We start from the raw sequence: 22,541 nt of genomic DNA on the forward strand, positions 1-22,541 counted from the left end.
GACGCGCCCGGTTACGGTGAACGCCATGAAGAATCTACTGCTGCGCATCAACGACCGCATCTACATGACCTGCATCTGGGTCGCCGGCCTCTCGGTTCTCGGCGTCGCACTGATCATCCCCTGGGGCATCTTCGCCCGCTACATCCTCGGCACCGGCTCCAGCTGGCCGGAACCCACCGCCATCCTGCTGATGCTGGTGTTCACCTTTATCGGCGCCGCCGCCAGCTACCGCGCCGGTGCACATATGTCGGTGGCCATGGTCACGGACCGCCTGCCGCCCGCCCAGCGCCGCATCGTCGGCATCCTTTCGCAACTGCTGATGGGCACCATCTGCCTGTTCATGGCCATCTGGGGCACCAAGCTGTGCCTGTCGACTTGGAACCAGTTCATGAGCGCCATCCCGACCCTGCGCGTGGGCATCACCTATATGCCGATTCCAATTGGCGGGCTGCTGACCCTGATCTTCGTGGTGGAAAAACTCCTGCTCGGTGACCAGAGCAACCGGCGCGTGGTGCGCTTCGACCTGGTGGAAGAAAGCGAAGGGGCTGCCTGATATGGACGCATTGATTCTGCTGGGCAGCTTTATCGCCCTGATCCTGATCGGCATGCCGGTGGCCTACGCCCTGGGTTTGTCGGCGCTGATTGGCGCGTGGTGGATCGACATCCCGTTCCAGGCCCTGATGATTCAGGTCGCAGGCGGGGTGAACAAGTTTTCGCTGATGGCGATTCCGTTCTTCGTGCTGGCGGGGGCGATCATGGCCGAGGGCGGCATGTCGCGCCGGCTGGTGGCGTTTGCCGGGGTGCTGGTGGGCTTTGTGCGCGGCGGCCTGTCGCTGGTGAACATCATGGCCTCGACGTTTTTCGGCGCCATCTCCGGCTCGTCGGTGGCCGACACCGCCTCGGTCGGCTCGGTGCTGATCCCGGAAATGGAGCGCCGTGGCTACCCACGGGAATTTGCCACCGCAGTTACCGTCAGTGGTTCGGTGCAGGCGCTATTGACCCCCCCCAGCCATAACTCGGTGCTCTACTCCCTGGCGGCGGGCGGCACGGTGTCCATCGCCTCGCTGTTCATGGCCGGCGTGGTGCCTGGGTTGTTGATGAGCGCGTGCCTGATGGTGCTGTGCCTGATCTTCGCGAAAAAACGCAACTACCCCAAGGGCGAAGTCATCCCCTTGAAACAGGCCCTGAAAATCTGCGCCGACGCGCTGTGGGGCCTGATGGCCATGGTGATCATCCTCGGCGGCATCCTGTCGGGCATCTTCACCGCCACCGAGTCCGCCGCGATTGCGGTGCTGTGGGCGTTCTTCGTGACCATGTTCATCTACCGCGACTACAAATGGAGCGAGCTGCCCAAGCTGATGCACCGCACGGTGCGCACCATTTCCATCGTGATGATCCTGATCGCCTTCGCCGCCAGCTTCGGCTACATCATGACCTTGATGCAGATCCCGGCGAAGATCACCACCCTGTTCCTGACCCTGTCGGACAACCGCTACGTGATCCTGATGTGCATCAACGCCATGCTGCTGTTGCTCGGCACGGTGATGGACATGGCGCCGCTGATCCTGATCCTCACGCCGATCCTGCTGCCGGTGGTGCTGGGTATCGGCGTCGACCCTGTGCACTTCGGCATGATCATGCTGGTCAACCTCGGCATTGGCTTGATTACGCCGCCGGTGGGTGCGGTGCTGTTCGTGGGTGCGGCGGTGGGCAAGGTGAGTATCGAGAAGACCGTGAAGGCGCTGCTGCCGTTCTACGCGGTGCTGTTCCTGGTGCTGATTGCGGTGACGTACATTCCGGCGCTGTCGCTATGGCTGCCAAGCGTGGTGTTGTGATGATTGAACTTGAAGACAGCCTGACCCACCTCACCTTGAATCCGGCCGTGGGCGGCAGCATCGTCAACTGGTCCGTGCGCGCCACCGGCCAGCCGTTGCTGCGCCATAACGATGAGCAGGCGATCCATACCGGTTTGCCGGGCAAGCTGGGGTGCTATCCATTGGTGCCCTGGTCCAACCGCATTGCCCACGGCGGTTTCGACAACCCCGACGGTTGGCTCGCGCTCACGCCCAACAGCCTGACCGATCCTTTGCCGATTCACGGTTCGGCCTGGCAACAGGCGTGGCAGGTGGTCAGCCAGTCGGCGGATGAAGCAGTGCTGGAAGTACGCTGTGACACGCCGTTTGCCTATCGCGCCGAGCAGCGGATTCGCTTGATCGACGGGGCGTTGAGTATCGAGCTGCGGGTGACGCACCTGGCCGAAACAGCGGCGTGGCATGGCGTGGGCTTGCATCCGTACTTTCCGCGCCGGCCGGGTACCCGGTTGCAGGCCAGGGCTGCGCAGGTGTGGATGAGTGACGCGTCCAAGCTGCCGACCGGGTTGACGCCGGTGCCGGGCGAGTGGGATTTCCAGGTATTGAATACCCTGCCCGAAGGCCTGGTGGACAACGGGTTTTGCCAGTGGGACGGGTATTGCCGGATCGAACAGCCGGACCTGGGCTATGCGCTGGAATGCCAGGCCAGCGGGGCCGACTACTTTCTGCTGTACTGCCCGCCGGGGCTGGGGTTCTTTTGCATCGAGCCGGTGAGTCATCCGGTGAATGCTCATCACCTGACGGGACGGCCGGGCCTGAAACTGCTGGAACACAATCAGTCGGTCCAACTCAATTTCAACCTGAAATACACCCCCCTGTAGGAGCGAGCTTGCTCAAGGTGGGGAGTTTTTCAGGCGCCCAGCCGTATCGATACTCACGACAACCGACAACCCCGGCCGCAACCGTTCACTCTCAGCCTGATCCGGGTCCACCGTAATCCTTACCGGCACGCGCTGGGCAATCTTCACAAAGTTGCCCGTCGCGTTGTCCGCCTGCAACAGGCTGAATTCCGACCCCGTGGCCGGGGAAATATGCTGCACCGTGCCGTGAAACCTGCGGTGGTTCAGCGCATCCACGGTGAAGGTCACCGGCTGGCCGACCTGCACATTGTCCATCTGGGTTTCCTTCATGTTGGCGATCACCCACAGCTGCTTCGGCACCAGCGCCATCAATTGCGCGCCGGAGTTGACGTAGGCTCCCAGACGCACGCCAATCTGCCCCAACTGACCGTCACGCGGCGCGGTGATACGGGTGTTGGACAGGTCGATACGCGCCAACTCCACTGCGGCCTCGGCACTCGCGACCGCCGCTTCCAGGGAGCCGCGATTGACGATCACCGTTTGCAAATCCTGCCGCGCAATTTCCAGGCTGGCCTGGGCCTGGGCCACCGCCGCGATGGTCTGCGCATTGGCGGCGCGGGTCACGTCCAGCTCGCGCTTGGACACCGAACCGTCGCTGATCAGCTCTTCATTGCGGCGCAGGTCGGCGGTGCTTTTGCGCGCCTGGGCCTGGCTATCCACCAGTGCGGCCTGGCGCAGCTTGATGGTGGCTTCGGCACTGTTGCGTTGCTGCACCACATTGGCCAGCGAAGCCTTCTGCACCGCCAGTTGCGCCAGCGCCTGGTCGAGGCGCTGCTTGTAGATGCGGTCATCCAGGCGCACCAGCAGGTCGCCGGCCTTGACGTACTGGAAGTCCTGCACCGGCACCTCGAACACATAGCCGCTGAGCTGCGGGCCGATGATGGTTACCTGGCCACGCACCAGAGCGTTCTCGGTGGTTTCCACCGCGCTGCTGAACGGCGGCAGTTGCCAGGCATACAGCACGATCAGCACCCCGACGATGGCAATCGCGGCGAAACCCAGTGACGAGAGGATGCGCACGCGCAATGAGCGCGGCTCGGTGACCGTGGCACCGGGCGGCGTGGTGCCTTCCGGGGTGGCGGCGATGGCGTTGGTGGTCGTGGTGGTGGGTTCGGTCATGAAGTAGCGCCGCTGGGTTGAACGGGAGTGGCTGCTTTAGTGGTGCTCATCAGCCACAGACTGCGGATAAAGATCCAGATCATGGTCAGGATCGCGATAATCGCGATCAGCATGAACACATCGTTGTAGGCCATGACATTGGCCTCACGGGTCGCCGCGGTGGCCAGGCTGCGGATGCCCATCAGGTTACGCAATTCCGGGTCGGCAACGATGCCGCCATAGGCCGACCCGCCGCTCTGCACCCGCGCGGCCACACGCGGGTCGAGCAAGGTCAGGTGCTCGACGATCATGCTGGAGTGATACTTCTCGCGCACGATCTGGAAGGTGCCGAGCAAGGCCGCGCCGATCAGGCCGCCGAGGTTCTGGCAAATCCCGAACATCACCGAAAAGCTCACCAGGTTACGCGGGTTGGCCAGCACGTTTTTGGTCCCCAGCACCATGGTCGGCCCCAGAAAGAACGTACCGCCGAAGCCTAGCAGGAACTGGCTGATGTACAGGTTCTGCGGACGCGTGAGGTTGCTGGAGAAACTGTCCATCACCGAACCGGTGGCCATCAGCGCCAGGGAAATCACCAGCGGCATCAGCAGGTGCGCCGGGTTGATCGTCAGCGCACTGACCACCAACCCGGCAATCGCCCCCGCCAGCATCACCACGTACAGCGTGTGCATCTGCTGGTAGCTCATGTTCAACATCTGCATGAACCCGACAGCACCGGTGGACTGCTCCGACAGCACCATGCGAATCAGGATCACCGCCAGCGCCAGGCGAATCATGGTGCCGCTGCCCAGCCAGCGCGTCATCAGCAGCGGGTTGGCGCGGTTATGTTCGATGGCCAGGCCGGCCATGATCAGCACCAGGGAACAGGCCGAGGCCACGCCGATCCAAGGGGCTTCCAGCCACCAGTCGATACGCCCCAGGGACAGCACCGCGCACAGCAGGGCCACGCCGCTGGCGAGGATGGCGAAGGTGAGGAAATCAAGTTTTTCAAAGGTCTTGAAGCGGTCGCCGGGGGGCAGCTTGAGCAGGAACACACAGCCCAGGCAGATCAGCGCCATGCCCAGTTCGAACAGGTACAAACCACGCCACTCGGCAATTTGCAGCAGGTCTTCGGAGAACAGTCGCGCCAGCGGCAAGGCCAATTGCGCCGTGCCCAACCCCAGCACCAGGGATTTCAACCGCCACTTCGCCGGGAACGCCTGGATCATGTAGTACAAGCCCAACGAACTCAGCGCCGCGCCGACCATGCCATGGGCCGCCCGCACCGCGATGGCCGAGTTAAGGTCGTTGACGAACAAGTGGCCGAAGGTCACCAGCGCGTACAGCACCAGGAACACCTCGGTAAACGCCCGCAGGCCGAATTGCTGGCGAAACTTCACCAGCAGCAGGTTCATGCACACGTTGGTCATCACATAGGCGGCGGGCAGCCAGGCCATTTCCGCGGTGGTCGCCCCGAGCGCGCCTTGCAGGTATTGCAGGTTGGCGATGACCAGCGCGTTGCCCAGGCCACCGGTGATTGCCACCAGCACGCCGACCAGCGCATACAGCCAGCGCTTGTGGGTGGGGTGCCACGGCGTCGACGGCGAACCGGGCAGGCTCGGGCGCTCGTGGGGTTCCCAGGTGTGGGGGGTGTATTTATCCATTCGATGACCTAGATGACCCGACGGGTGACGTCGGTAAAACCACTACTCAGAGACAGTAAACCTGAGCAGAGTTCATCTTGCCATCTTGGACGTATCAGTCAGCGCCCATCTTGCCACTCATGCGCTGCTTTCTTTACTCGATGGCAGGGATGCCATTATCTCAGCGCGGCACGTTTCCAATATTTCATCCGCCAGGGCCGAGTCATCCGGACACGCCCGCGACAGCATGACCGCACCGATTGCATGGGCCAGCAGGTCGATCATTTTCGCGCGGGCCTCTTGCCTGGTGACATCCACACCCGCCGTGTACTTGTCCTCGAGTGCTGCAAGCGTGTTTTCAACGCCACTGGCAAAGGTCGCCTTCAGATCATCGGACTGACGGGCGGCGTCACCACACAGGGCTGCCAGGGTGCACCCCGCTCCCCTGCCGTCTCGGTGGTCCCTGGACACGTACAGGTTTACAAATTCCGGCACGTCGAGATCGCAGGTACTCGACAGGGATTTGGCCAGGCTGTTTTCGGCCGCTTCGGCCATCAGATCGGCCTTGGAGCCAAAGTGTTTGTAGAAGCCTCCCTGGGTAAAACCCGCAGTAGCCATGAGTTCTGCCACACCCACACCGTCATAGCCACGCTCACGAAACAGCTCTGACGCCGTCTCCACAATATGAGCTCGGTTGGCGAGTGATTGCGTCTTGGTGATCTTCATTTCGCGCCCCTGCGACTCCTGAACAATGGCCTGATCATACTCTGATGTCGTTCATAATCAAAACTATTGACACCTTTGATTATGATCGACATCATAAAACCACCCGCACATGTCTCTACGGCTGTGCGGCGCGGATCGCCGTCTCTGATCATCCTGAACAATCAAGAGCATCTACCTATGAGCACCCCAGAAACCGTACTGATTACCGGCGCCTCAACAGGCATTGGCGCGACCTACGCCGAGCGTTTTGCCCAACGTGGGCACAACCTGGTGCTGGTTGCCCGCGACAAAAGCCGGCTGGACGCATTGGCCTTGCGGCTGCGTGAGAAACACGCGGTTTCCATTGACGTGATCCAGGCCGACCTGACTCAAACCAGCGACCTGACCACCGTCGAAGCTCGCCTGCGTGATGACGCCAGTATCGGCATCCTTGTGAACAATGCGGGCGCCGCCCTGTCCGGCAGCTTCATTGAGCAATCCATCGACAGCGTTACCAACCTGGTTGCGCTCAACACCACCGCCCTGGTGCGACTCGCCAGCGCTATCGCTCCACGCCTGGTACACGCCGGTAACGGCGCGATTATCAACATTGGCTCGGTGGTGGGGCTGGCACCGGAATTCGGCATGAGCGTCTACGGTGCAACCAAGGCGTTCGTGCTGTTTCTATCCCAAGGGCTGAGCCTCGAGCTCTCGTCCAAAGGCGTCTACGTGCAAGCCGTTCTTCCAGCGGCCACCCGCACGGAAATCTGGGATCGTGCAGGCATCGACATCAATACCCTGAGCGAAATCATGAGCGTGGACGAGCTGGTCGATGCTGCGCTGGTCGGTTTTGATCGTCGCGAGCCGGTGACCATTCCGCCATTGCAAGACGCCGCCCGCTGGGATGCTCTGCAGGCCGCCCGTCAAGGTTTGCTGTCAGAGATTCGCCAATCGACCGTCGCCGAGCGCTATCAAGCCAAGGCGTGATAGTCACGCGATCCATGGGAACTGAACGATGAAAGCCTTCCTGATCGACCGTTACGGCAAGAATCAAGGACGCCTTGCCGAGGTACCGGACCCGGAACCAGGCATCCACGACGTGCTGATCAAGGTGCATGCCAGCAGCGTCAACCTGCTGGATTCGAAGATCAGCAAGGGTGAATTCAAACTGATCCTGCCGTACACATTCCCGCTGATCATGGGCAACGACGTGGCCGGCGTCGTCGTTCGCGTAGGGTCAGGCGTGCGCAGCTTCAAGCCCGGTGACGAGGTCTACGCGCGCCCGCCCGACGCGCGCATCGGTGGCTTTGCCGAGCTGATCGCGATTGAGGAAAGTGCCCTCGCACTGAAACCCAAAAACACCAGCATGGAACAAGCCGCCGCCCTGCCCCTGGTTGCACTGACCGCCTGGCAGGTGCTGGTTGAAACAGCCCGCTTGAAGAAGGGACAAAAAGTCTTTATCCAGGCGGGCTCCGGTGGTGTCGGCAGCATTGCCATCCAGCTTGCAAAACACCTGGGGGCTTTCGTTGCCACCACGACCAGCACCCCCAACGTGGAGTGGGTCAAGGCGCTGGGAGCAGACGTCGTCATCGACTACACGCAGCAAAACTTCGAAACCGTGTTGCGTGACTACGACGTCGTATTGAACAGCCTGGGCCCCGCCGAACTGGAAACATCCCTGCGCATTCTCAAGCCGGGTGGGCAGCTCATCTCCATCTCAGGGCCACCAACCGCCGAGTTCGCACGCGAGCAAAAGCTATCCTGGGGACTCGGTTGGATCATGCGCCTGTTAAGCAGCGGCATACGCAGAAAAGCCCGCAGGCAGGGCGTCGACTATGGGTTCGTGTTCATGCGCGCGAGCGGTGCGCAATTGCAGAAAATCACCGTGCTCGTCGAGTCCGGCGCTATCACACCCGTGATCGACCGAACCTTCCCTTTCGAGGCAACGGCTGAGGCATTGAGCTACGTCGAACGGGGCAGAGCCAAGGGGAAGGTGGTCATAAAGATCATATGACCCAGCACACACTCAACAACCGGCGGAGCCTCAAATGAAAACACCTTCCGAAAGAACTGCGATAGTCACCGGTGCGTCGTCCGGTATTGGTCAAGCGACTGCTGAAGCACTGGTGCGTGCAGGGTATAGGGTATTTGGCACAAGTCGGAAAGCGGGGGCCAGCTCAACGCCGGTGTCCATGCTCACCTGCGACGTGACAGACGACGCCTCTGTCAGTGCGCTCGTCTCCACCGTGCTCGCACAGACCGGGCGGATCGATCTGCTGGTCAATAATGCCGGCATCGGCCTGCTGGGCGGCGCTGAAGAATTCTCGCTCCCACAGGTACAGGCACTGTTCGACGTCAATCTGTTCGGCGTCATCCGCATGACCAATGCGGTACTCCCGGCAATGCGAGAGCGTGGCCAGGGGCGCATCATCAATATCGGATCGATTCTAGGGGTAATCCCCGCGCCCTACTCCGCTCATTATTCGGCGGTCAAGCACGCGCTGGAAGGCTATTCCGAATCCCTTGACCACGAGGTGCGTGCCTTCAATATTCGCGTCTCGGTCATCGAGCCCGCATTCGTGCGTACCGTCTTCGATCAAAACGGTATTGAGCCAGACTCGCTGCTGAAGACCTACGATCAGCCCCGAGCCGGGTTCAAGGCACTGCTGGCCGAGGTGATGCCGAAAGCCGACCGGCCAGACGTCGTCGCGGCAGTCGTGGTCAAAGCCGCGACCGACATCCACCCTCAGCCTCGCTACACGGCTGGCAAGGCCGCACGACAAATCAGCCTGCTGCGCCGCTTCGCCCCTGCTGGGTTCTTCGATAAGGCCTTGCGTAAGCAATTTCGCCTGCCGGTTTGAATCACAAGATGTGCAGACTTGTGGCGAGAGGGCTTGTCCCGCGTTGGGCTGCGCAGCAGCCCCAAAACCAGCCACTACGCAATATCGGGTACACCGCATTCGTCCTTCATTGGGGGCGCTTCGCACCCCAACGGGGGACAAGCCCGCTCGCCACAGGGGTTCCAGTTTGCTGTGCGACCAGAAGCGCATTTCAAATCAGATCCAACCGAGCCAGCTCCAGTAAGTCGCCGCAAACACCAACATCAACCCATACCCGATCAACGTCACCAGAATCCCCACCTTGGCAAACTGCCGCGCCGTAAACGTCCCGGTCCCCAGGCACACCATGTTCTGCGGCGCATTGATCGGCAGGATAAACCCGTAGCTCATCACAAACCCCAGCAGCATGGTCATGCCCAAGCGGTTGAACTCCCCCGGCAAGGTCTGCAACACCGCAATCAATATCGGCAACAGCGCCGAGGTCAGCGCCGTGGCGCTGGCAAAGCCCAGATGGATCACGATCAAAAACGCCCCCAGGATCGCAAACACCCCCAGCGGCCCGACCCGATCCAGGCCGGTGTGCGCCACCACCTGGGAGCCCAGCCATTGCCCGGCCTGGGTGGTCAGCAGCGCGGTACCGAGGCTGATGCCCACGCCAAACACAATCACCGTGCCCCATGGAATGCGCGACTGCACATCCTTCCAGGTCATCACCCCAATCCCCGGCAGCAGCAGGAACACCAGCCCGGCGTAGGTGGTCGAGGTGGTGTCGAAAGGGTGCAGGCGCCCTTCCGTCGCCCATGCCAACAGCAACAACACCGACACCGTCAGCAAGCGTTTCTGCGGGCCGGTCATCGGGCCGATGTCCACCAGGGACTGGGCCACGGCTTCCTTGCCACCGGGGATGCTGTCGGTTTCCGGCGGCAGCAGCTTGATCACCAGGAACAGCAACACCGCCGACATGATCACCGCCCACGGCGCCCCGGCGATCAGCCAGTCGATCCACGACACGCGCTGGCCGAGCATCTTGTCCATAAAGCCCACGGTCAGCAGGTTTTGCGCGGCGGCGGTCTGGATGCCGACGTTCCAGATGCTGGTGCCCTGGGCCACCACGATCATCAGGCCGGCGGCGATGTTGGAGCGCTTGTCCACGCCAAACGCGGCGACCACGCCCATCATGATCGGCACCACACAGGCGCTGCGCGCAGTGGCGCTGGGGACGACGAGGCTGAGCAGGATCGTCACCGCAATCGCCCCAAGCAGAATGCCGCGGGTGCTGGTGCCGACGCGGGTCAGGGTCACCAGGGCGATGCGCCGGTCCAGGCCGGTGTGGGTCATGGCCGCCGCAATAAACAACGCGCCCGCCACCAGGGCCAGTGCCGGGTTGGAAAAGCCGGTGAGCGCCATGCTGATGGCCGGGCTGGAGCCGATCAGGTGGGTGGGGTCTTGCAGCGACGGTGCCGTGCCAAGCAAAAACGCCATGAGCGAGGTAATCATGATCGCGCTGGCTTCATAAGACACCGCCTCGGTGATCCACACCACCACGGCAAACGCGAGGATCGCCAGCATGCGCTGCCCAGCCACCGGTAAGTCGACGGGCATCGGCAACAGCAGCACGCCGACCATCACCAGTACACCGATCACCAGGCCCAGGGGCAACTTGAAGGATGCTGCGGTTGTTGCGGGGGCGTTCATGGCGGGCTCCGTCGGGCTCTGAATCAGAGCCCGCAGCATGGGGCAAAGCGCCGCAACGGGTGTTGACGGGTATCAACACCCTAGGTCAATAACTGGCTCAATACCGCCCGCAACTTGCCGGGCTTGAGCGGTTTGTTCAACAACGGCGCGTCCAGGCGACGCAGCACGCGGCGGCACTGGTCGGTGCGGTCGGCGGTGATGATCACGGCGGGGATGTTCTGCGCGAAATGCTCTCGCAGGTGCTTGACCACCGCACAGCCCACCACGCCGTGGTCAAGGTGGTAGTCGGCGAGGATCAATTCCGGTGCCCTGCCCTGCAGCGCCAGCAACGCCCCGGCCTGGTCGGTGGCAGTGATCACCTCACAGCCCCACTGCCCCAGCAGCGCGCGCATGCTGTCGAGGATGCTCACCTCGTTATCGATTACCAGCAAACGCCGCCCCGGCAGCGGGTTGCCCGTGGTCGGCAGCACCGGCAGTTGGCTGATCGCCAGGGGCATCTCTTCGCTGATGGGCACCTCGATACTGAACATCGAGCCACGCCCCGGCCACGAACGGACCGCCACCGGGTAGCCGAGGATCTCGGCGATGCGCTCGACAATCGCCAGGCCCAGCCCTACACCTTTGCGGTCTGAGGCACGGCCGACGTCGAGCTGGTTGAACTCGAGGAAGATCGCATCGAGCCGGTCGGCCGCGATGCCGCGCCCGGTGTCCCACACCTCCAGGCGCAGGCGATCGCCACGGCGGCGCGCGCCGAGCAGGATGCAGCCCTCGTCGGTGTAGCGGCAGGCGTTGCTGAGGAAGTTACGCAGGATCCGCGTCACCAGGCGCAGGTCAGTGCGAATCGCATAATGGCCGGTACGCGCGCGCAGGTTCAGCCCGGCCGCCAACGCCACCGACTGGAACTCCGAGACCAGCGGCGCAAACAGCTCATCCAGGCGATACAGCGCCACATCGGGCTTGACCGCCGCCTGGTCGAGCCGCGAAATATCCAGCAGGTCGGTGAGCAAATCCTCGGCGCCTTCCAGGGCCTGGTGCGTACGTTCCACCAGCACCTGCTCGACGCTGGGCAAGTTGCGTTCGCGCAGGGTCGAGATCAGCAGCCGCGCCGCGTTAAGCGGTTGCAGCAGGTCATGGCTGGCGGCGGCGAGGTATTTGTCCTTGCTGCGGTTGGCAGCTTCGGCGGCGTCGCGCGCATCGCGCAGCTCCTGCTCGACCTGCTCGCGCTGGGCGATCTGTTGTTGCAGGTTGCGGTTGGCTTCCAGCAGCTCATCGGTGCGCGCCGCCACCCGCTGCTCCAGCTCATCGTTGAGGCGGATATAGCGGTTGCGCTCGGCCTCCAGCTCGTCGAGGCGCGCGGTGAGTTCCGGGTAGTGGCTCTTGCGCGCCGAGTGATTACCCAGGCCCAGCAACCCGGCCAGGGCCTGTAGCTGGTCGTCAGAGCGCTTCGCCATATACGACCTCGACATCACGCTGGCTGGACTCGCGCGGGTTGGTGAGGATGCACGGGTCGTGCATCGCATGTTGGGACAGGAACGGAATATCCGCCACGCGCACCCCATGCAAACCGAGGGTTTCGTGAAAGCCGATGGCGTGCTTCAGGGCAATCAGATGCTCCACCAGCCGCCCGCGAATCTGCCGATGGCTGAGGCCCCGGCAATCGATGCCAAAGGTCTCGGCAATTACCTTGAAGCGCTCCGGCGCCGAGTTGTAGTTGAACGCCACCACGTGTTCCACCAGCACCGCGTTGCACAAACCATGGGGCAGGTCGAGAAACCCGCCGAGGCTGTGGGACATGGCATGCACCGCGCCGAGGATCGCATTGGAGAACGCCAGGCCGGCCTGCATGCTGCCGAGCATGATCTTCTCGCGCAGGGCAATGTCACCGGGGTTGGCGATCATCTGCACCAGGTTACCGTTGATCAGGCGCATGGCCTCCAGCGCATGGGGGTCGGTCAGCGGGCCGTGGCCGGTGGACACGAACGCCTCAATGGCATGCACCAGCGCGTCGATGCCGGTACAGGCGGACAGGAACGGGTCCATGCTCGCCGTGGTTTCCGGGTCGATCAGCGACACATCCGGCACCACCGCCTTGCTGACGATGGAGAACTTCATGCGTTCCTGCTGGTTGGAAATGATCACGAACTGCGAGACATCCGCCGACGTGCCGGCGGTGGTGGGGATCAGGATCAACGGCGGGCTCGGCACACGGATGGTGTCCACGCCTTCGAACTCGAGGATGTTGCGCCCATGGGCGACCACAATGCCGATGGCCTTGCCGCAGTCCATGGGGCTACCGCCGCCGATGGCCACGATCACATCGCAATGGTTTTCCCGATACACCTCGGCACCGAGCATCACTTCTTCGACGCGCGGGTTGGGCGACACGGCGCTGTACAGGCAGTAGTCGATACCGATGGCCTGCAGGCTGGCTTCCACATCGGCGACCCAACCGGCAGCGATCACACCGGGGTCGCTGACCACCAGCACCTTGCGCGCACCAAAGGTCTTGGCGTAGTTGCCGACGTTGTGCCGGCAGCCGGCACCGAAGATGATTTCAGGCGAGACGAATTTACGCAGAAGGCTCAGATTGGGGCTCATTGGAAAGCCTGTTCTTATTATTTTTGGGAGATGCGCTTCACACTAACCCATTCCGGGGCGAATGCAATCAGACCAAAGGGTCATTCCCAATACGGCACCGGCCAGCGCGAGGCTGGCCGGAGATGGATCAGCGGCTGGCGAAGTACATGGTCACTTCGAAGCCGATACGCAGGTCGGTGAAGGCGGGTTTGGTCCACATAGGGAGAGTCCTCTTGTTGTGCCGGAAGATTCCGGTAAGGGCATTAATGCATGGGGGGATGGGGGTGCGAATGCTACTTTCGAAGTAAATGCCGCACTGCATTAGTCGCGAATGTACAGGGAGCAAAATGTGGGAGGGGGCTTGCTCCCGATAGCAATGTGTCAGCCACATCACTGTTGACTGACCCACCGCCATCGGGAGCAAGCCCCCTCCCACAGGGGACCGCGTTGCAATCCGAGGGTTAGAAGAAACCCAACGGATTGATGTCGTAGCTCACCAGCAAATTCTTGGTCTGCTGGTAGTGATCGAGCATCATCTTGTGGTTCTCACGCCCCACGCCCGACTTCTTGTAGCCGCCAAACGCCGCATGCGCCGGGTACAGGTGATAACAGTTGGTCCACACGCGACCGGCCTTGATCGCCCGGCCCATGCGGTAGGCGCGGTTGATGTCGCGGGTCCACAGCCCGGCGCCGAGGCCGAATTCGCTGTCGTTGGCAATCGCCAGGGCTTCGGCTTCGTCCTTGAAGGTGGTGATACCCACCACCGGGCCGAAGATTTCTTCCTGGAACACGCGCATCTTGTTGTGGCCCTTGAGCAGGGTCGGCTGGATGTAGTAACCGCTGGACAGGTCGCCCTCCAGGCGCTCGGCCGCGCCGCCGGTGAGCAGCTCGGCGCCCTCTTCCTGGGCGATCTTGAGGTAGGAGAGGATCTTGTCGTATTGCTGTTCGGACGCCTGGGCGCCGACCATGGTCTCGGTGTCCAACGGGTTGCCGCGCTTGATCTTGACGATCTTCTTCATCACCACTTTCATGAAGTCGTCGTAGATCGACTCCTGCACCAGCGCCCGCGACGGGCAGGTGCACACTTCGCCCTGGTTGAAGAACGCCAGCACCAGGCCTTCGGCGGCTTTTTCGATGAACTGCGGCTCGGCCTGCATGATGTCTTCGAAGAAGATGTTCGGCGACTTGCCGCCCAGTTCCACGGTGGAGGGAATGAGGTTCTCGGCGGCCGCATGCATGATGTGCGCGCCGATGGGGGTCGAGCCGGTAAAGGCGATCTTGGCGATGCGCTTGCTGGTGGCCAGTGCCTCCCCGGCTTCGCGGCCAAAGCCCTGGACGATATTCAGCACGCCCGGTGGCAGCAGGTCATTGATCAACTCGGCAAACACCATGATCGACAACGGCGTCTGCTCGGCCGGCTTGAGCACGATGCAGTTACCGGCGGCCAGGGCCGGGGCGAGTTTCCAGGCGGCCATCAGCAGCGGGAAGTTCCACGGAATGATCTGCCCGACCACGCCCAAGGGCTCATGGAAGTGATAGGCCGCGGTGTGTTCGTTGATCTCGGCGGCGCCGCCTTCCTGAGCGCGGATGCAGCCGGCGAAGTAGCGGAAGTGGTCAGCGGCCAGGGGCACGTCAGCGTTGAGGGTTTCGCGCACGGCCTTGCCGTTGTCCCAGCTTTCGGTCACGGCCAGCACTTCGAGGTGCTGCTCGATACGGTCGGCGATTTTCAGCAGCACCAGCGAGCGATCCTGGGGCGAGGTCTTGCCCCAGGCGTCGGCGGCAGCATGGGCAGCGTCGAGGGCCTTGTCGATATCGGCGGCGTTGGAGCGCGGGAATTCGGCGATCACTTCACCGGTCACCGGCGAAGTGTTGGTGAAGTACTCACCGCTCAGCGGGGCGACGAATTCACCGCCGATGTAATTACCGTAGCGCTGCTTGAAGCTGACGATGGCGCCAGGGGTGCCAGGTTGTGCGTAGATCATGTTAAAGCCTCTGTCTGGGTCCGGGCCTGTCGGTCAACAGGCGATGACCCGATAGTAAAGAGCCCCCGTTGCCGGGCGAATGCGCCGTTGGCAGGGGGGCACTTGTCATTTGGTCGTAGATTCAGTGTTTGGCGACCAGCTCTTTGGGCAGCTTGAAGGTCCAGAGCATCCCGCCCTGGTTGAAGTCCTTGATGCGCTTGGCCACTTCACCGCCCCACAACGGCACGGCGCCGCCCCAGCCGGAGAGCACCGAGACGTACTGTTCACCATCCATTTCCCAGGTCACAGGCGAGCCGAGCACGCCGGAGCCGGTCTGGAATTCCCAGACTTTCTCGCCGGTCTTGGCGTTGAACGCCTGCAGGAAGCCTTCCGGCGTGCCGGTGAACACTAGGTTGCCCTTGGTGGTCAGCACCCCGCCCCACAGCGGCGCGAAGTTCTTGTGGCGCCAAACTTCCTTGCCGGTCTTCGGATCGATGGCGCGCAGCACGCCTATGTAGTCTTCGTTCAATGGCTTGATAGTGAAGCCCGCACCGAGGAACGCCGCGCCTTTTTTGTAGGCGATGCCTTCGTTCCACATGTCCATGCCCCACTCGTTGGACGGCACGTAGAACAACCCGGTGTCGCGGTTATAGGCCATCGGCATCCAGTTTTTCGCGCCCAGGAACGCCGGTGCGACGAACACCGAGGTGCCCTTGGCTTCGCTGCCCGGGGCGCCAGGGCGGCTGGCGTCGTTGTAGATCGGCCGACCGTCCTTGTCCAGGCCGGTGGCCCAGGTGATCTTGTCGACAAACGGGAAACCACGGATGAACTTGCCGTTGGTGCGATCAAGCACGTAGAAGAAGCCGTTACGGTCGGCTGTGGCGGCGGCTTTGATCTCTTTGCCACCTTCCGTGTAGTTGAAGGAGACCAGCTCGTTCACGCCGTCATAGTCCCAGCCGTCATGGGGCGTGGTCTGGAAGTGCCACTTGATGGTGCCGTCGTCCGGGTTCAGCGCCAGGCGCGAGGACGAGTAGAGGTTGTCGCCAGGGCGCAGGTGCGAGTTCCACGGCGCCGGGTTGCCGGTGCCGAACAGCAGCAGGTTGGTTTCCGGGTCGTAGTAGCCGCCCAGCCACGGTGCGGCGCCGCCGGTTTTCCACAAGTCCCCGGGCCAGGTCTTGCCCGCCTCGCCACCGGAGATGCCGTTCTCCACCGCCTTGCCGTCCTTGTAGACGTAACCCATATGGCCTTCGACCGTCGGGCGACTCCATAGCAGTTCACCGTTTTTCGGGTCATAGGCTTCGATCTTGCCCACCACGCCGAACTCGCCACCGGCCACACCGGTAATCAGCTTGCCGTTGATCACCAGGGGCGCGGCGCTGATGGAGTAGCCTTCTTTGTGGTCGGCGACTTTCTTGCTCCACACCACTTTACCGGTGTCTTTGTTCAGCGCCACCAGCTTGGCGTCGAGGGTGCCGAAAAACACCAGGTCGCCGTACAGCGCCACGCCACGGTTGATCACGTCACAGCACGGGCGGATGTCATCGGGCAGACGCGCATCGTACTGCCAGAGCTTCTTGCCGGTGCGCGCATCCACCGCGAACACCCGCGAGTAGGAACCGGTGAGGTACATCACCCCATCCTTGATCATCGGCTGCGCCTGTTGCCCACGCTGCTTCTCGCCACCAAAGGAAAACGCCCAGACCGGGCGCAGTTCCTTGACGTTGTCGACGTTCAGGGTGTCGAGGGGGCTGTAGCGCTGGCCCTGCACGCCCAGGCCGTTGGTGACGATCTGCCCGGGGTTTTTCGGGTCCTGGAGGATTTCCTCATCGGTGACCGAGGCCATGGCCTGGCCAGACAACAGGATGGCACCGAGCAACACACTCAAGGCGAAGGGTTGGCGGCGTGCGGGTTGGGTCATGACGGCTACCTCTGCGGTTTTTGTTATACCCGGGAAATTTTCCCGGTCTGGTGCAGATTCTTGGGCGCAGGGGCAGTTGTCACAATTGACCGCAGTATCGAGTTTGCTAGTTCCTTAGTAGCGGGTCAGCGCGCCGAATCCACGCGTTGCATCTGTTCGCGCTCGTATCGCGGGTACAGGTGGCTGACGCTGCGGATCAGTTCATAGCGGCTCAGGCTGATCGCGGCGAAGCGTTCGGGGATGGGGCTGCGGATCATCTCGGCCATGTCGCTGCCGTGGGCCGCGCCGTCACGCAGCAGTTGATCGAGCCAGGTCAGGTAGTCGCGCATCTGCGTGAAGGGTTGCGCGTCGCTGGCCACCGGGCCATGGCCGGGCACGATCAGGGTCCAGGGCAAGGCTTGCAGGGTGCCGAGGTCGGCCAGCCACACCGCCAGCCCCGGGCTGTTGGGGGTGGTGAGCGCGCGCTGGTAAAACACCAGGTCGCCGGCGAACAGCACGCCGGTGCTCTGGTCGAAGACCGCCAGGTCGGCGCCGGTGTGACCGGTGAGCGCGAGCAGGCGCAAGTCGTGGCGGCCGACGCTCAGCACACCGGGTTCCAGCACCTGGGTGGGCAACACCACCTCGGTACCGCGCATCCAGTCGCCGACCATGCGGTAGAGGTTTTCCGCCATGCCGTCGCCCTGCTCGTGCAGCAATCGTGTGGTCTCGGCCAGGGCGCCGATGGGCACGTCCTTGAAGGCCTGATTGCCCAGCGCATGGTCGGGGTGATGGTGGGTAATCAGCACCTGGATCACCGGCTTGGGGGTGACGCGGGCGATGGCCTCGCGCATGGCTTCGCCGTAGCGCCGCGACGGCCCGGTGTCGATCACCACCACGCCAGCCTCGGTGACAATGAAGGCGGTGTTGACGATATTGCCGCCATTGGCCTTGGCAAAATTGTCGGTGCTGCCTTCAAGCAGCCAGGTGTCATCGGCGATCAACCGGGGCTTGAGGGCGTAGTCGAGGTCCGCCAGGACGGGCAGGCTCAGGCCCAGGCATAACAATAGAATCCAGCGCATGCCGCGCTCCTTCTGGTCAGGGGATGGCCGCGTCGAACTCATTGCCGCTGTTGTCGCGCAGCACCAGGCGGGTGGGCCCCGGCGCGTCGATGTCGAAGGCCAGGTTGGGGTTCTCGCTGACCGCCGGGAACAACTCAAGATCAGCCAGCACCTGGCCGTCCTGGCCGCGCAGTTGCGCATGGTTGATAAAAAACTCGGGGATGCCGCTGACCATGCCATTGTCCATGGGGTGCGCCACCTGCACACGTACGCGGCTGAACTCGCCACGCGGGTAACGGGCGCCGAGCACTTCGCCGATGTGCTCTTCCCAGCCCGGCTGGGTGCGCACCACGCTGGGCGCGGTGCAGCCGCCACCGGCCGCGTCGATCAAGGTCGAGCCCACATGCCACAGCCCGTCATCGGTGAGCACCGCCGCCCGCAACGGCGTGGCCTGCTCGATACGAATCCGCAGCGACAGCCACGGCAGCACGCCGGCCTTGGGTTGGAAGTCGACGATTTTCGGCAATGGGTTGAGCTCGGCCCAGGCGAGGATTTTCACCACATGGCCGTTGAAGGCGCGGGCGTCGATTTCCAGCGGCACCTGGCGCGCATCTTCGGCGAACGGCGGCGCGAGCAGCTTGACTCGGTCGTCGAACACGAACGGCGCCTCGGCCAGGAACTGCTTGTGATAGAACGCCCACATCACCGACGGCACCGGGTCGACCTCCACGGCGTGAGCCGCCAGCGGCAGCCAGCACGCCAAAATGCAGCTCAGTCGCCAGTTCATCGCCTGCTCCTATTGATACATCTCGGGGACTTCGTACTGCAGGCCGTAACGGGCATAGATGGCTTGCACCGCACCGTCGCGGATCAGGCCTTCCAGCGCCTCTTCCACCGCATAGGCCAACTGGCGATTGCTCTCGTGCACCGCCATGCCGATCTCCCAGCGTTGCTTGCCCATGTTCGGGTAGGCGTTTTCGGCCAGGGCCAGTTGCGGGTCGTGGGCTTCATGCACCTGCCAATCGACTTCCCCGCGCATCGCCATCACCGCATCGACCTCACCGGCTTTCATCGCCGCAAAGGCCTGGGGAACGTCGGGGTAGTGATGGGTCTTGGCGGCGAGCATGCCGTTGAACACCGAGGTGAGGTAGAACGACGGCACGCTGTCGACTTCGACGCCAATCGGGTGCTGCTCGAACACCGCCACGCTGGCAACCCTGTCCAGGCGCCGACGGTCGTAAGCCACCTGCCATTGTTCGTTCTGGTACGGCCCGAACATCACCACATGGCCGTTTTCCAGTTCGCCCTGGTCGTTGCGCTTCTGTGCGTAATCGTGATCGTAGGGCGCGCGCATCATCAGGTCGGCCAGTTGCTGGTTGTGCAACTGGCTGCCACGCCAGATGTAGTCGCGCAGGTCGTCGTCGAGCTTCTCGCCGGCCGGCGCCCAGATCAACTTGAGCCGTACGCCCAGCGCCGTGGCCAGGGCCTGGGCCAGCTCCACGTCGACCCCGCGCGCGGTGGCGCCGTCTTCGAAACTGTAGGGGGCAAAGTCCTTGTACACCGCCACGTTGATTTCGCCGGCGGCGATCATCTGGTCATAGCTGCGCACCTGCGCCTGTGCCGGCTGGCAACACAGCAGGGCCAGGCCAAGCACATAAGCGAACAGGCGCATGGCTTACTCCTCGACGTGCACGCTGTCCAGGTAGGTGCGCACGGCCCACAAGGCTTCCTGGCTCAGGTAGTCGGCCATTTTCGGCATGTACACGCGGCCGTCACGCACCGCGCCATGGCGCACGCGCTCGACGAACCATTCATCACCGGCTTCGCCCACATCGAGCATGCGCAGGTCGGGGGCGATGCCGCCGGACTTGGCTTCCAGGCCGTGGCAGGCGGCGCAGTTCTGGTTATAGGCGGACGAACCGATTTCCACGGCGCGGTCGTGTTCAGGCGAGGTGCGGTACGGATTGACCGCCGCCCAGCCGTCTTCGTTGACCGGCACGCCGGCATCCTTGATCGAGGTCAGGCCCTTGGTTTCCACCGCTTGCGGGACCACGTTGCCGTGGGCCCAGGCAGAGCCCCCGGCGATCACACCGACCAACAGCCCGGCGACGAGCAAGGCATTGTGTTTTGTTGTCATTATTTTGCCCTCAGGATTGCACGCAAAACCTCATTGCAGAGGTTATGGCAACCATCTTAGAAACCCCGGGGCATGGGCCGTATGCTGCTTTGGTGGCCGCCCTCTCCTCCCTTGGTAGTAGGGCTTGTGGGGCACGCCTAAAACAGCGGCGCCTCGGGAAGTCTTCCCGGCCACAGCAGGACTTTTTCCGTATCCGCCCGGCGCCCCGGCGTTCCACCCTGTGCAGGCCAAAACCTCCACTGGGAACTGCAACCATGACAATAAGATCGCTACCCGCCCGCTCACCTTTAAGCCTTGCCGTGCAAGCCTTTTTGCTGGTGGGCAGCCTGTCCCTCAGTGCCGTAACGTTCGCGGCCGCCGACCCCGCCAAGCCGACGCGCAATGTCTCCTGGGAAGACATCGCCAACGACCACCTGACCACCCAGGACGTACTGCAATACGGCATGGGCACCAATGCCCAGCGCTGGAGCCCGCTGGCCCAGGTCAACGACAAGAACGTGTTCAAGCTCACCCCGGCCTGGTCCTACTCGTTCGGCGATGAGAAGCAACGCGGCCAGGAATCCCAGGCCATCGTCAGCGACGGCGTGGTCTACGTCACCGGCTCCTATTCCCGCGTGTTCGCCCTCGACGCCAAGACCGGCAAGCGCCTGTGGACCTACAACCACCGCCTGCCCGACAACATTCGCCCGTGCTGTGACGTGGTCAACCGTGGTGCGGCGATCTTCGGCGACAAGATCTACTTCGGCACCCTCGACGCGCGCCTGATCGCCCTCGACAAGAACACCGGCAAAGTGGTGTGGAACAAGAAGTTCGGCGACCACGCCGCCGGCTACACCATGACCGGCGCCCCGGTGCTGATCAAAGACAAGGTCAGCGGCAAGGTGCTGCTGATCCACGGCAGCTCCGGCGATGAATTCGGCGTGGTCGGCCAGCTGTTTGCCCGCGACCCCGACACCGGTGAAGAAGTGTGGATGCGCCCGTTCGTGGAAGGCCATATGGGCCGCCTCAACGGCAAGGACAGCACCACCACCGGCGACGTCAAGGCCCCTTCGTGGCCGGATGACCCCACCACCGAAACCGGCAAGGTCGAGGCCTGGAGCCACGGCGGTGGCGCCCCTTGGCAGAGCGCAAGCTTCGATGCCGAGACCAACACGATCATCGTCGGCGCCGGCAACCCCGGCCCGTGGAACACCTGGGCGCGCACCGCCAAGGACGGCAACCCCCACGACTTCGACAGCCTCTACACCTCCGGTCAGGTCGGCGTCGATCCGAGCACCGGCGAAGTGAAGTGGTTCTACCAGCACACCCCGAACGACGCCTGGGACTTCTCCGGCAACAACGAGTTGGTGCTGTTCGACTACAAGGACAAGGACGGCAAGGTGGTCAAGGCCACCGGTCACGCTGACCGCAACGGTTTCTTCTACGTGGTAGACCGCAACAACGGCAAGCTGCAGAACGCCTTCCCCTTCGTCGACAACATCACTTGGGCCAGCCATATCGATCTGAAGACCGGGCGTCCGGTGGAGAACGAAGGCCAGCGTCCGGCCAAGCCATTGCCGGGTGAAACCAAAGGCAAACCGGTGGAAGTCTCGCCGCCGTTCCTGGGTGGCAAGAACTGGAACCCCATGGCCTACAGCCAGGACACCGGCCTGTTCTACATCCCGGGCAACCAGTGGAAAGAGGAATACTGGACCGAAGAGGTCAACTACAAGAAGGGCTCGGCGTACCTGGGCATGGGCTTTCGCATCAAGCGCATGTATGACGACCACGTCGGCACTCTGCGCGCGATGAACCCAACCACCGGCAAGGTAGTGTGGGAGCACAAGGAAGCGTTGCCACTGTGGGCCGGCGTGTTGGCCACCAAGGGCAACCTGGTGTTTACCGGTACAGGCGACGGTTTCTTCAAGGCCTTCGACGCGAAAACCGGCAAGGAGCTGTGGAAGTTCCAGACCGGCAGCGGCATCGTCTCGCCGCCGATCACCTGGGAGCAGGATGGCGAGCAGTATGTCGGCGTGACCGTCGGCTATGGCGGCGCGGTGCCGTTGTGGGGCGGCGACATGGCCGAGCTGACCAAGCCGGTAGCGCAAGGCGGGTCGTTCTGGGTGTTCAAGATCCCGAGTTGGGATCAGAAGACCGCGCAAAAATAACCCCTGCGAGAATGCCGGGCCGCCCTTTGTAGCAAGCGGGTTCCCTTGTGGTGAG

General features: G+C 62.9%; 20 protein-coding genes. 7 read left to right on the forward strand and 13 right to left on the reverse strand.

Going from position 1 to position 22,541, the window contains the following annotated elements; translation table 11 throughout:
• Positions 1-25 precede the first annotated feature (25 nt).
• From HCF10_RS13410 to HCF10_RS13420, 3 genes are read left to right on the forward strand one after another with little or no spacing between them, the layout of a single operon-like run.
• Entirely contained in the window at positions 26-553 is a 528-nt protein-coding gene (locus tag HCF10_RS13410) for a TRAP transporter small permease (RefSeq protein ID WP_090402566.1), read from the forward strand.
• A 1-nt stretch (position 554) separates the two neighbouring features.
• Complete coding sequence (locus HCF10_RS13415; protein ID WP_065927003.1) at positions 555-1,835, forward strand: TRAP transporter large permease; 1,281 nt, start codon at positions 555-557, stop codon at positions 1,833-1,835.
• Positions 1,835-2,692, forward strand: coding sequence for an aldose 1-epimerase (locus tag HCF10_RS13420; protein ID WP_237683115.1), 858 nt, complete (start codon positions 1,835-1,837; stop codon positions 2,690-2,692). The genes HCF10_RS13415 and HCF10_RS13420 overlap by 1 nt, the downstream gene beginning before the upstream one ends.
• A 12-nt stretch (positions 2,693-2,704) precedes the next feature.
• On the opposite strand, the gene HCF10_RS13425 is transcribed toward HCF10_RS13420, so the two are convergent.
• From HCF10_RS13425 to HCF10_RS13435, 3 genes are all read right to left on the reverse strand, one after another.
• A complete protein-coding gene (locus HCF10_RS13425) occupies positions 2,705-3,850 on the reverse strand; it encodes an HlyD family secretion protein (RefSeq protein ID WP_053138529.1) in 1,146 nt (381 codons plus the stop codon).
• Entirely contained in the window at positions 3,847-5,490 is a 1,644-nt protein-coding gene (locus tag HCF10_RS13430) for an MFS transporter (RefSeq protein WP_131698156.1), read from the reverse strand. Before HCF10_RS13430 ends, HCF10_RS13425 begins: the two co-directional genes overlap by 4 nt.
• Positions 5,491-5,607: 117 nt before the next feature.
• Positions 5,608-6,195 (reverse strand): TetR/AcrR family transcriptional regulator, encoded by a 588-nt coding sequence (locus HCF10_RS13435; protein WP_131698157.1) that lies wholly within the window; start codon positions 6,193-6,195, stop codon positions 5,608-5,610.
• A gap of 177 nt (positions 6,196-6,372) precedes the next feature.
• Between HCF10_RS13435 and HCF10_RS13440 the strand changes: the two genes are divergently transcribed.
• From HCF10_RS13440 to HCF10_RS13450, 3 genes are read left to right on the forward strand one after another with little or no spacing between them, the layout of a single operon-like run.
• On the forward strand, positions 6,373-7,161 hold the full coding sequence (locus HCF10_RS13440) for an SDR family NAD(P)-dependent oxidoreductase (RefSeq protein ID WP_167655718.1): 789 nt from the start codon (positions 6,373-6,375) through the stop codon (positions 7,159-7,161).
• 28 nt (positions 7,162-7,189) lie between these two features.
• Entirely contained in the window at positions 7,190-8,188 is a 999-nt protein-coding gene (locus HCF10_RS13445) for an NADP-dependent oxidoreductase (RefSeq protein ID WP_167655719.1), read from the forward strand.
• Positions 8,189-8,222: 34 nt separating this feature from the next.
• Complete coding sequence (locus HCF10_RS13450; RefSeq protein ID WP_131698160.1) at positions 8,223-9,035, forward strand: oxidoreductase; 813 nt, start codon at positions 8,223-8,225, stop codon at positions 9,033-9,035.
• 195 nt (positions 9,036-9,230) lie between these two features.
• Here the strand turns inward: HCF10_RS13450 and HCF10_RS13455 are convergent, their stop codons facing one another.
• The 10 genes from HCF10_RS13455 to pedF form a co-directional block, all read right to left on the reverse strand.
• The gene (locus HCF10_RS13455) at positions 9,231-10,709 is read right to left on the reverse strand and encodes a DASS family sodium-coupled anion symporter (RefSeq protein WP_167655720.1); all 1,479 of its coding nucleotides are present in this window, start codon (positions 10,707-10,709) and stop codon (positions 9,231-9,233) included.
• Between the two features lie 80 nt (positions 10,710-10,789).
• On the reverse strand, positions 10,790-12,160 hold the full coding sequence (locus HCF10_RS13460) for an ATP-binding response regulator (RefSeq protein ID WP_167655721.1): 1,371 nt from the start codon (positions 12,158-12,160) through the stop codon (positions 10,790-10,792).
• Positions 12,144-13,307, reverse strand: coding sequence for an alcohol dehydrogenase-like regulatory protein ErcA (ercA, locus tag HCF10_RS13465; protein ID WP_167655722.1), 1,164 nt, complete (start codon positions 13,305-13,307; stop codon positions 12,144-12,146). The genes HCF10_RS13460 and ercA overlap by 17 nt, the downstream gene beginning before the upstream one ends.
• A gap of 127 nt (positions 13,308-13,434) precedes the next feature.
• Positions 13,435-13,506, reverse strand: a complete 72-nt coding sequence (gene pqqA / locus HCF10_RS13470; protein WP_010209364.1) for a pyrroloquinoline quinone precursor peptide PqqA — start codon at positions 13,504-13,506, stop codon at positions 13,435-13,437.
• A 241-nt stretch (positions 13,507-13,747) separates the two neighbouring features.
• Positions 13,748-15,268 (reverse strand): acetaldehyde dehydrogenase ExaC, encoded by a 1,521-nt coding sequence (gene exaC / locus HCF10_RS13475; RefSeq protein WP_010209363.1) that lies wholly within the window; start codon positions 15,266-15,268, stop codon positions 13,748-13,750.
• 121 nt (positions 15,269-15,389) lie between these two features.
• The gene (locus HCF10_RS13480; protein ID WP_010209362.1) at positions 15,390-17,165 is read right to left on the reverse strand and encodes a PQQ-dependent methanol/ethanol family dehydrogenase; all 1,776 of its coding nucleotides are present in this window, start codon (positions 17,163-17,165) and stop codon (positions 15,390-15,392) included.
• A gap of 125 nt (positions 17,166-17,290) precedes the next feature.
• On the reverse strand, positions 17,291-18,223 hold the full coding sequence (locus HCF10_RS13485) for a quinoprotein relay system zinc metallohydrolase 1 (protein WP_167655723.1): 933 nt from the start codon (positions 18,221-18,223) through the stop codon (positions 17,291-17,293).
• Between the two features lie 16 nt (positions 18,224-18,239).
• Positions 18,240-18,989: a quinoprotein dehydrogenase-associated SoxYZ-like carrier gene (locus HCF10_RS13490; RefSeq protein WP_167655724.1), complete on the reverse strand. Its 750-nt coding sequence runs from the start codon at positions 18,987-18,989 to the stop codon at positions 18,240-18,242.
• A 9-nt stretch (positions 18,990-18,998) separates the two neighbouring features.
• The gene (locus HCF10_RS13495) at positions 18,999-19,874 is read right to left on the reverse strand and encodes a substrate-binding periplasmic protein (RefSeq protein WP_167655725.1); all 876 of its coding nucleotides are present in this window, start codon (positions 19,872-19,874) and stop codon (positions 18,999-19,001) included.
• Between the two features lie 3 nt (positions 19,875-19,877).
• Positions 19,878-20,339, reverse strand: coding sequence for a cytochrome c-550 PedF (gene pedF, locus HCF10_RS13500; RefSeq protein WP_027606205.1), 462 nt, complete (start codon positions 20,337-20,339; stop codon positions 19,878-19,880).
• Between the two features lie 254 nt (positions 20,340-20,593).
• Between pedF and exaA the strand changes: the two genes are divergently transcribed.
• Positions 20,594-22,486 carry a quinoprotein ethanol dehydrogenase gene (exaA, locus tag HCF10_RS13505; RefSeq protein WP_167655726.1) on the forward strand — a complete coding sequence of 631 codons (1,893 nt, stop codon included), beginning with the start codon at positions 20,594-20,596 and terminating at the stop codon, positions 22,484-22,486.
• Positions 22,487-22,541 lie beyond the last annotated feature (55 nt).

The organism is Pseudomonas sp. B14(2022), from assembly GCF_012030485.1.
Taxonomy (GTDB): domain Bacteria; phylum Pseudomonadota; class Gammaproteobacteria; order Pseudomonadales; family Pseudomonadaceae; genus Aquipseudomonas.